The sequence below is a fragment of the Methylobacterium sp. V23 genome (assembly GCF_002917135.1).
In the GTDB taxonomy this organism is placed as follows: Bacteria; Pseudomonadota; Alphaproteobacteria; order Rhizobiales; family Beijerinckiaceae; genus Methylobacterium.
On sequence record NZ_PDHT01000068.1, the window covers coordinates 1 to 9739 of the forward strand.

The 9739-nt window shown below is 58.0% G+C and carries 5 protein-coding genes and 6 pseudogenes; 6 read left to right on the top strand and 5 right to left on the bottom strand.

Annotated features, from left to right (window positions below):
* Window positions 1–1643 (top strand): annotated as a pseudogene (locus tag CRT23_RS26620) (hypothetical protein); the annotation flags it as partial.
* A gap of 46 nt (window positions 1644–1689) precedes the next feature.
* On the opposite strand, the gene CRT23_RS26625 reads toward CRT23_RS26620, so the two are convergent.
* Window positions 1690–2538: a hypothetical protein gene (locus CRT23_RS26625; RefSeq protein WP_245436619.1), complete on the bottom strand. Its 849-nt coding sequence runs from the start codon at window positions 2536–2538 to the stop codon at window positions 1690–1692.
* A gap of 138 nt (window positions 2539–2676) precedes the next feature.
* Here CRT23_RS26625 and CRT23_RS28220 point away from each other — a divergent pair, with 138 nt between their 5' ends.
* A complete protein-coding gene (locus CRT23_RS28220) occupies window positions 2677–3033 on the top strand; it encodes a hypothetical protein (protein WP_146056539.1) in 357 nt (118 codons plus the stop codon).
* A 314-nt stretch (window positions 3034–3347) separates the two neighbouring features.
* On the opposite strand, the pseudogene CRT23_RS26630 reads toward CRT23_RS28220, so the two are convergent.
* Together CRT23_RS26630 and CRT23_RS26635 are read right to left on the bottom strand one after the other, a co-directional pair.
* A pseudogene (locus tag CRT23_RS26630) lies at window positions 3348–3476 on the bottom strand (leucine zipper domain-containing protein); the annotation flags it as partial.
* A complete protein-coding gene (locus tag CRT23_RS26635; protein ID WP_103712525.1) occupies window positions 3473–3793 on the bottom strand; it encodes a transposase in 321 nt (106 codons plus the stop codon). The gene CRT23_RS26635 and the pseudogene CRT23_RS26630, both read right to left, overlap by 4 nt.
* A gap of 140 nt (window positions 3794–3933) precedes the next feature.
* Between CRT23_RS26635 and CRT23_RS29425 the strand changes: the two are divergent.
* Window positions 3934–4289, top strand: a pseudogene (locus tag CRT23_RS29425) (IS630 family transposase); the annotation flags it as partial.
* A 73-nt stretch (window positions 4290–4362) separates the two neighbouring features.
* Here the strand turns inward: CRT23_RS29425 and CRT23_RS26645 are convergent.
* Window positions 4363–5313 carry an O-antigen ligase family protein gene (locus tag CRT23_RS26645; protein ID WP_181017492.1) on the bottom strand — a complete coding sequence of 317 codons (951 nt, stop codon included), beginning with the start codon at window positions 5311–5313 and terminating at the stop codon, window positions 4363–4365.
* Between the two features lie 1584 nt (window positions 5314–6897).
* A pseudogene (locus CRT23_RS26655) lies at window positions 6898–7290 on the bottom strand (transposase); the annotation flags it as partial.
* A 93-nt stretch (window positions 7291–7383) separates the two neighbouring features.
* Here CRT23_RS26655 and CRT23_RS26660 point away from each other — a divergent pair.
* From CRT23_RS26660 to CRT23_RS26670, 3 genes and pseudogenes are all read left to right on the top strand, one after another.
* Window positions 7384–7527 (top strand): annotated as a pseudogene (locus CRT23_RS26660) (IS630 family transposase); the annotation flags it as partial.
* A gap of 229 nt (window positions 7528–7756) precedes the next feature.
* Window positions 7757–8167 carry a transposase gene (locus CRT23_RS29430; protein WP_245436621.1) on the top strand — a complete coding sequence of 137 codons (411 nt, stop codon included), beginning with the start codon at window positions 7757–7759 and terminating at the stop codon, window positions 8165–8167.
* A gap of 1223 nt (window positions 8168–9390) precedes the next feature.
* A pseudogene (locus CRT23_RS26670) lies at window positions 9391–9739 on the top strand (hypothetical protein); the annotation flags it as partial.

Sequence of the window (9739 nt, forward strand, 5' to 3'; positions counted from 1 at the left end):
TCTACGTCATTGATGCGGCCGACTCGGCCGTGTTCGAGCGCGTCAACGCGGGCTTCGACACGGTCCTGACCGACCGGGGCACCTACAACCCCTCTATGAACGTGGAAGGGGTGATCTACACCGGCACGGGCAACTTCCAGAGCTTGGGTCAGGGCGTGGATGGGTTGACCATCGGTGGGGCTGGCAACGACACGCTGGATGGGGGGCCTGGTGCCGACACGCTGAAGGGTGGGGTTGGCAACGACTCGCTGGTAGGTGGGATTGGCAACGACGTGCTTTGGGGTGGGACGGGCAACGATACACTCGATGGTGGAGCAGGCGCAGATGTGTTCGCTTTTCGGAGCACCGATGGGCGTGAGAACGACTTGATCCTGGCGTTTCGTCCGGGTGAGGACCGGCTTGATCTGCGGCGCTTGGGTGTTCTGAGCTACGAGGCGGCGCAGGCTGCGACCAGCACGGCCGCGGACGGCTCGGCCGTGATCACGGTGGGCGAGCACAGCATCAAGCTGCAGAGCACCAAGACAAGCCTGCTCAGCGCGCACGACTTCATCCTCGACCCGCTCACCGCTGTGGCTGCACCCAACAACCTCATGCTGTCTGAGACGAGTGTGGCCGAGAACAGCACGCCCGGTACGGTGGTAGCCAGCCTGATCGGCGGCGATCCAGATCCTACCGCAGCGCTCACCTACACGCTCTTGAGTGATGCGGGCGGACGCTTTGCCGTTGCGGGCCGGCAGCTCGTGGTGGCGGGTGGGCTCGACTACGAAGCCTCGCAGGCGCATCAGGTGCTGGTGCGGGTCACCAACGAAGCCGGACTGAGCTTCGACAAGCTGCTGGACATCGGGGTGGTGAACCTCAACGAGGTCTCGGATACACCTAGTTCACCGTCAGGTCGCAGCCTGATTGGCACCTCGGGCGCGGACACACTGGTGGGGAGCACGGGCGCGGACACGCTCTCGGGTGGCCTTGGCAATGATCGGCTAGACGGCGGAGCCGGGAACGATCGCCTGGACGGCGGTGGTGGCGCGGACGTGCTGATCGGCGGCAGTGGTGCGGACAGCTTGATCGGCGGTGCTGGGGTGGATACGGCGCACTACGGCGCGGCCGCGGCTGGAGTTGGCCTCGACATGCTGAGCCCTACCTGGAACAGTGCCTATGGAGACGCACGGGGCGACAGCTTCAGCCTCGTTGAAGGTGTTGAAGGCTCAGCCTTTGCCGACGTGATCCTGGCCACAGCTGATGCCAACCGTCTGGTGGGCAACGCCGGCAACGATCGGCTGGATGGCCGAGGCGGCAACGACATCCTCCTGGGTGGGGACGGGGCTGACACGCTGATCGGTGGCTCGGGCAACGACAACCTGAACGGGCAAGCTGGCAATGACGTGTTCGACTTCTCAGCTGGCTCAGGGCGTGACGTGGTGACGGGGTTTGCGGCAGGCTCTGGGTTGGGCGACGTGATCCAGTTCCACGGCCAGTTCACGAGCTTTGCTCAGGTGCTGACAGCTGCTCATGAGGTCAGCAACGTCACCTCGCCCTTAGGGGCAGCGTTCACCGGCACGGTGATCACCAGCGGTGCTGACGAGATCTGGCTGGCCAACATCAAGCTCGCCCAACTCGCCGCCAACGACTTTGCCCTTGTGTGAGATCAACGCTGAGCACACAACCGCAGAAGCCTCGCTCCTCACCGGCTTAGCTCGAATTTGGCCCTTCATGCGGCATGTCAGAGGGCATAGGCTCAGGGCGCGGGTATGCGGAAGCGGGGTTTTGTTCGGGGCGTCGACACGGTGATGCCGCCAAAGGCCGCTCGCGCCAGATCGCATAACGCACGGCGGCGAGGGCATCGGCGAAGGTCGGACGCGGTTTGGGGTACCACGCGGCGGCTGCCACGCAGCGGCGTTGGCAGACTGAGAGCCGTGTGGCGAGCAACGTGACGATCGAGAACAGAGCGAGAAGGCAGGGCGTGGTGCGAGCGATCGCTTTGTCGGACCACTGCCGCTCTCGTCTCGACGCCGAGATGGCACGGGTTTTCTGGAAGGTGACCTCAACGCACCAGCGACGCACGAACCAGGACACGATCTGCGCTGGAGCTTGTGATACGTCCGTGCAGAGCAGGGCCGGGGGCCGAAGCCCGCGTCGGGATCGCGGATGAGCCCGAGAGCGGATCGGCACGACGGGCATTCGACGGTGCCGCCACGCCGCGGTGTCCGAGTCGATCTCGATCACCCGCTCGCCTGCCCCGTACCAGCCCCGCACCACGACGTTGTGCCAGAGCGTACCCTTGGCCACGAGGGTCTGGGCGAGCGGGGGCAACCGCGCACCCTTCGTGAGCGGGCGTCCGATCGTGCCGGGCGGACGCGGTGGGGCTGGATCGTAGAGCGCTGCATCCAGCCGCAGACGGGGGATCGCCGTGACACCGCCGCGACGCCTTGCGTCGACGAACAGCAGAGCCGAGAAGCCGCGGTCACCAACCAGCATCAGGTCGCGGCCCGGCAGCCAGCGACGGGCTTGGAGGACGAGCTGGCGTCCGACGTCGAGCAAGGACTTGTCGTCGGCCCCGCCCGCTGCAACAAAACAATATGCTCGTAAAAATACAATTTACTCTATCGGTTATTACGCGCATCAGCCAGGAAGTACTAGGAACTTTGTACCATGACATGCGATTCGGAAACACGGCTCGTGAAATCACGCAGTGCTAAATTGAATATTAAGATTTCTCTCAGTGCAGCAATTTGGATCTTGATGATATTTTCTTTTTCCTTACCAATTAAATCTCAGGACTATTATATAGCAAAACAGAGTTTGGTTGCATGCAAGTCAAGATTTGACTGGGAGGCTATTACAAAGAAGCAGGCAGCTGGAGATAAATTCGGTGCACAACAGCTGTCCAATCAGCTTATAGCAATCAGAAAATGCACCATATTATCAGAAGGAGTTCCTCTATTTGCAGCAATCAAATCATACGAGGGGAACATCTGTTTCCGGCCTGCAAACCAAGTCGCCTGCTATTGGGCCAACGCTCGAGAAATGAAGTGAGGCCTAGTAATTTTGTAGAGCGCGACTAAGGTCGCCTGTCTGCAGATCTGCCCGTGACGATTGGTGCTGCTCGTTAATGAAACGGCCCTCACACCAACGCCGACGTGCGAAAGTAGTAGGGTCCAAAACCACCACACGGAGGCGTCTGCAACAGGGGTTAGCACCATCGGCCTAATTTGGCTAAGAACGCCTTTCAGAGCCTGTTTGAGAGGGTTTCTTTTAGGCTGGGTTCTTGAGGGGGTTGGTGGCCATCAGGCTGGCGACGCAGGCGAGGCGACCCGTTGCGACGTCAAGGCGACCGGCGCGCTCGCGGTGTAGGCCGAGCCCTCGCTAAGCCCGGAGGCGTGCGCGGCCTCGGCCACGCGCCGGCCCTCGACTAGGATCCGGTTCACCAGCAGGGCTCGACCATGAACCGTCATACGGGCATGCTGATGGGTGTTCATCCGGGGTGCCGGTCAGGCGCCGCATCCTCAAAGCCGAGGCCGAGGAAGCGCATGAACGAAAGCCGATCCCGGCTCTGGAACTCTGTGGCGGTGTCCGATAGCGTATAGAACGTCTGCAGGACCAAGATCTTGAACATCAGCACCGGATTGTAGTGCGGGCGACCACCCTTCGACCCATCGGACCGCTTCAAGGCGGTCGACAACTTCGGCCGGAACGCCTCGAAGTCGATCAGGGCCGCAAGCTTCACCAGCGGGTCGCCGTTCTCGGATAGCAGCTGATAGCGCTCATCCGGATCGACGAACCCTGGCTGTCTCATCCGAGCCTTCCCAACCCCGACAGCATCAGGGAATCACGACAACGCCTCCCACGAAAGAGGTATTTCTGGGTGTCCGCTGGTGTTGCTACGGCATGGCGGCTTCGGCGTTGACCGATGAAGAACCTATGATGCCTTGACCGTTGTACGTCGATCTGTGCGAGCGTGTTGTGGCGACCGTCGCCGGGGGCGCCTCCGTTCATTGGGTGGCGGCGCGGTTTGCGCTCGAGGGTCACCTTGCACCCAAGTCAACACACGGCAACGACAGGCTGCCAGCGAATGAGGCGCCCGCGGGTCTGATCCTCTCCTTTGACGAGGCGACGTCTGATCGTTTCCTGCACGAGTTGCGTGCCGCCCTCGCCGATCAGGGCGTACAGACCAGCGGGAGCGGGCTATCGCGTTTCATCGCTCGCCACGGCATCGCCCGCAAAGAGGGGGGGGGGGCTGTGAGCAGGAGCGGGTGGACATGAGGGCGTTGCGCAAAGCGTGGTTCGAGGCTCACCTATGACGTTCAGCGACAAATCGCGGGGTAACAACAAGCACCAAGTGACCTTTGCAGGTATGATCCTGCGCTAAGATCGTTTGCACGGCATTGGATTTTTTAGCTCTAACAAGGCTGCGAAAGACATTGCAACAAAAAGGGCCCATATCAGATTGTTTCTTGCAAGTACGTGTGACTCAGTTAGGTTTGCCAAGAGAAATAGAACTAAGAAACACAGTGGTAATATGACAATCGTTTTATCAGGATTCTTTATGACCAGACGAACGGACTTATATATAGAAGCAAGATAAGAAAAGAACAATAACAAGAGTAGTAAAAAACCGCCGTTTAGGAGCGTTTCTATAGCTCCGTTGTGAGAATAGTGCGGAGAGTACCTCAGTTTTTCTGCTATGTACCGCACATAAAGGTCATCGGGGTCCCAAAATACCTCATGGCCATAGCCTAGCCAAAAACGTTCATTCACGCGCGAGATCGCCAAGTCCCAAAGTGGAAATCGGCCAGACATCTGCGGATTTTTATCAAGCATTGCAAATAAATCAGCTAAGAAGTTGTCAGTAAATACCGATAGACAGATGAGAGGTAGGAAAACCAAGCAAATCAGTATGGAGGTCCAAGCTAAATTCGGAAAAATTTGGCAAATTTTCATAACAAGAATTATGAATACGCACATAAAGAGTATAAGTATGGCTGTGGTAGATCTCGCTTCATACAGAGATAGCATTGAAAGAAAAAAACCGGCTATATACAACCACCTCATTCTGTCTTTAAAGGTCAAAATAGCAAATAGTAATACCAGGGCGTGCATGGACGAGTACGCTCCAAGCATGTTTTTGTGTGGTGTCAATCCACGCCAAGCTCCTGCATAGACTCCTGTCGCTTCCCAGGAGGCGTCCATGACGCCTACACTTGGAAGCAGCAACGAAACAAGCACATGGACAATTGCCATTAGGGAAGCCGCATTGGCAAGAAGTCGTATTAAATCTCTCAAAGGGAAAACGCTGCCCAGGTAGAGGCCAAACAAGCTGCACCCTGCCACTGCAACGCTTCTTTGTAAGGTTATTGCCGGGGCCTGCGACCACAAAATGCTGAGAAACGGGTAACATAATAGCAGCGCCATTAGTGGATACGCCATCAAGGCTATAGTTATTTGCCTAAAAGACTTGAGGCAAAAAATGAATACAGTAAAATAGGTTATTAAAAATGCAACATATACTGCTGGACTTCTCTCGGCCGCAGCTGCGGATCCTGCATTACCAGAAAACATCACCTGGAAAAGATCAGTTCCGAACGCGCAACAAAACCCCACCAGGACAAACCTCTGTAAGGTTCCTACGCGAGGATATGGAGAATGGGACCTTTCGGTAGCTAAATTGAGCTCTGGTCGTACCAACGGTTGTGCGATTATAGTAGCCATGATTAGCCTGACTTTAAGAGTGATTTTACTTGATCCCTCGGTAGCTAGGAAGCTGCCTGCGCAGATTTGTCCGAACTTTGACTCTCATCAGTGATGTCAATGCGCTGATATTTAACACGACAACATCTAAACTTCAAAGTTATAGTTATACAAACAAGTAAATAGAAAATCCTCTAACTAGTCCCGACATAGAATTCTGCTAATCTTCCCCCTGCATACAGAGTGGCATGGACATCATTGATGTTTCAGCAAAGATATGGCGCAGCGCGCGGCCAAACTTCGTTAGGCCGTAACCTTGCTAAGTGCGCAGCCTCCCTGCGGCGAAAAACTTACTCCTTTCGCCCTTATCCATATGCGTATAGCTGGGCAGGAACGACGCTCATCAATCCAGTATATGAGATCCGACTCATGGACAATCGGTCATCTTTCTCATCCTGGTGTAGCAGCAGGCTGTCATCGCCGAAGAGGGTTGTCTCTGCAGAAAGTGAATCGCATTCGGTCAGGGGGGAGGGGGGCGGCAATAAATGACTAGCTTGTATTTTGTTTGTCTGATAAAGTCATCGGTTATACCGTGAAATCCTTTAATGTATTGATTATGATTCATCTGGAGATATCCGGGCTGTATCTTAAAGAATGATGCCGGCTTCTATATTGTCAACGTAAAAATTGGTTCTCAGTAGTGTAGTCTACGACTATGCGCTATTATAGGTAAAGTTTCTAGGTGTGCTATCTGCCAATTGAAATTGCCGGCCTTCTGGCATCACTGACGCACTCTGGCGTCTGACGTGCGTCGTTCGGAATGCGGGTGGCGAGTAGTGGCCTGATGCGCTTGTCTCCAAAGCGACCATGGAGCAGCTTGGTCGGGCTGGACGCGCCGGAATGCCAGCCGCGGTGCGATGCGGCGGATCTCATGAACCGAACAGTGGATCAGCGGGCGTGCAGGCTCGGCCGGGCAGGGATATTTCAAGTCGGCGGGCTGGCCTGATGGCTGATCGCCGCCTTTGAAGCATCAGCCGAACAGCCTGAAACGAATATTGGGCTGGAGGGTTAGTCGGTGAAGGGGAGTGCCGACGTTTTAAGCCTTGTCGTCGATCTGCGTGAACGCGTCGTGGGTGCTGTCGGAGCCGGAGCCTTTCGGCATCAGGCAACGGAGCGCTTCGGTGTTAGCCTGTTGCAGATGTGCGTGCGCTAGCGGACCAGAAGATCCCACGTGCGGTGAAGAACCAGGACCGAAGAGCAGGCTTCGCTCTTCACCGCGACAAGCCGCATCGAGGGACGCGTCACCGCTTCACAGATGGCGGCCGCGTCGGCTGCGTCCGTCTTGCCGCGCTTCACATAAGGCTTTACGTAAGACGGCGGCATCAGCCGGACGTCATGCCCCAGTTCTTAAAGCCTGCGCCCCTAGTCGTGAGCGCCTCCGCAAGCTTCCATGCCGATCAGACAGCGCGGCTGCCTCTCGTAAAACGCGAGCAGCTGGCTTCGACGGACTTGGCGACTCGCGAGAACACGACCGTTCTTATCGACACCATGAATCTGAAAAACGCTCTTCGTAAGGTCGAGATCGACCGTGACAAGCTCGGACATGAGTGGCTCCTCAGCTTGAGGCGACAACATCCTGACTATGCCCCAGCGCAACGCTGGGAGCGGGAGCCATCTACACCATCGACTGAGATGGCCTTCGCCAAGCTAAAAGCCCTTCTCTGCACCGAAGCGGCTCGCACCGTCGCGGATTTGTGAGGCGCCATCAAGCACGCGTCGACACGCTTTCAACCAAACGGATGCCGCAACTACCTTGCAGCCGCTGAATACGACGCAACCTGATCGGATGCTGCTTTAGAACAAAGGTCATCAACACCAGACTGACGTGCCGATGCGGGCCATGCAGGGAGCAGCTCTTACTAGGAGCGCGCCCGAGCTCGACCTTGAGGTTTCGAGCGTGTCCTCGCTGGTATGATCTCGACTTTGGCCATTTCGACAAGCCGCAGAGCACGCTGGGTGACGAAGCGTGCGCGATGGATAGGCTGTTAGTGTCCCTCGCCAGAGACGCCTCATGCCGCACCTGGCCGCCCGCTTCGCCGGGATCATCCTGTCGTTCGCTCCGCTATTCATCCATCGGTCGTGGCGGCACGCTCAGACCCTGCTGTTCGGTCCGATTCTTTGTCCGGGTCGGCGCACGGTGGCGAGCGTGCTGCAGACCAAGGGCCGGGGACGCGATCGCCATTTCGTGAACACGCACCGGGTGCTCAGCTGCGCCGCATGGTCTTCCCGCTTAGCAGTCCCCGTCATGCTTCGGCTGCTCCTCGAGGCCTTCGTTCCACGCGGTCCCGTGGTGCTGGCGCTCGACGATACGATCCACCGGCGCTGGAGACGGCGCATCCAGGCCCGCGGGATCCACCGTGATCCGGTGCGTTCGTCCGGTGCTCATTGTGGGCCGGCCGAATCTGGGCATTGCCTTTTCTGACCGCTTTAGTCCCCTCCGAGCGCGCCTGCCGCGAACGAGGCTATCGGCACAAGACCCTGCTCGATGTCGGACGGTAAACGGCCTTGCAGGTGCGGCGCTGGCTGCCAGGGCGCGACCTCGGGCTAGTGGGTGACAGCGCCTTCTCGGCCTTGCTGTTTCTTGACGCCTTACGCCGCGGCGGCATCACCGCATCACCCGCCTGCGCCTTGATGCAGCGCTCTACGATCCAGCGTCTCCGAGACTTCCGGGTACAGTCGGGCGCCCGCGCAAGAAAGATGCGCGGCGACCAACTCTGTCCAGGATCCTGACCCACCCGCACACCATCTGGCAGCAAGTAAGAGTATCGGGCTAGTACGGCATGGGAGAGCGCAGTATCGAGATCGCCTCTGCCACCGCCGACTGGCATCATTCCGGTCTACCAGGAGTGCCGATCCACTGGGGTCTGATCCGCGATCTCGAGAACCGCTTCGAGCCGCAAGGGCTACTCTGCAACGACCCCGCACGAGATCCGCCACAGATTGTGATGTGATTCGTCCGGCGCTAACAGGTCGCGGTCACGTGTACAGGGAGCGTGGGCTCATCTAGGCATCGAGACGAAAGCAGCAATGGTCCGACAAACTCATCGCTCGTACGACCCCTTGCCTGCTCACCCTATTCTGCATCACCACCCGGCTAACAGCACGTGAGCAGCGGAAGGTCGCGGTAACAGCGTGATACCCCAAACCGCAGCCCACTTCCTCCGATGCTCTCGCCGCCGTCCGCTGTACGATCTGGTACGAAGAGAGGTTGTCGACGTACACCCCGCAGACCTAATTGCAAGAAACATCGGTTCCACCTGCCACCAGCCTGAGCCTACGCCCTCTGCCAAGCAGCTTGATTGGCCAAAGTCGAGCTGAGTGGCTAATCAACCGCTCCCATGGCACGATTGGGGCGTAGGCTAAGAATCAAGTCGTACATTAAGCTTGGCAGGGGTAGCGGATAGAATCATGAGTAGCCGTTAGTTCTGGAAACATCCCGCGCGCTGTATGTGGGCTCGTCAGGCGTGCACCTCCGTGGCTGGGATCCGATCGCGAGACACGCCGGCCTGACCGAGCGACGGGTCCTGCGGTGGACTACTCACCTCATTGTGCTTGGCGCTGCAGCTCCGTATGAGAGAGGGGTTAAGCAAACGTTATACTCATCCGAAGGCAATGCGGCGCCCTAGGCGATGCTGGAGCTGATCAGTGACCAATTCGACGCCGCCCCGCCCTGGCATGGTGCTCAGCTTCGAAGACGAGTTCGCTCGCGCCAGCCTCAACGGGGTAGGCAGCCCTGGCTACATGACCACGCTGCCAACCGGGGAACGCAACCAGAGCCAGTTTGGCCAGACCCAGCTCTGGGTCGATGCCGACTACGTCGCCAAGACGGGCGTCAAGCCGGGCATCGATCCGTTCAGCATCGTCGCCGATCCAAGTGACCCTGCTGACGGCGTGCTCACCATTACGGCCCAGCCCACGCCCAGCCAGTACGCCAACGACATCCCGACCCCCTACGTCTCGGGCCACATCAACACCGCCAACGCCTTCGAGTACC

Bases quoted from the DNA above. Each gene is read 5' to 3' on its own strand.
- CRT23_RS29430 (WP_245436621.1), top strand. From the start codon at position 7,757: ATGCCGCACCTGGCCGCCCGCTTCGCCGGGATCATCCTGTCGTTCGCT.
- CRT23_RS26635 (WP_103712525.1), bottom strand. From the start codon at position 3,793: ATGAGACAGCCAGGGTTCGTCGATCCGGATGAGCGCTATCAGCTGCTA.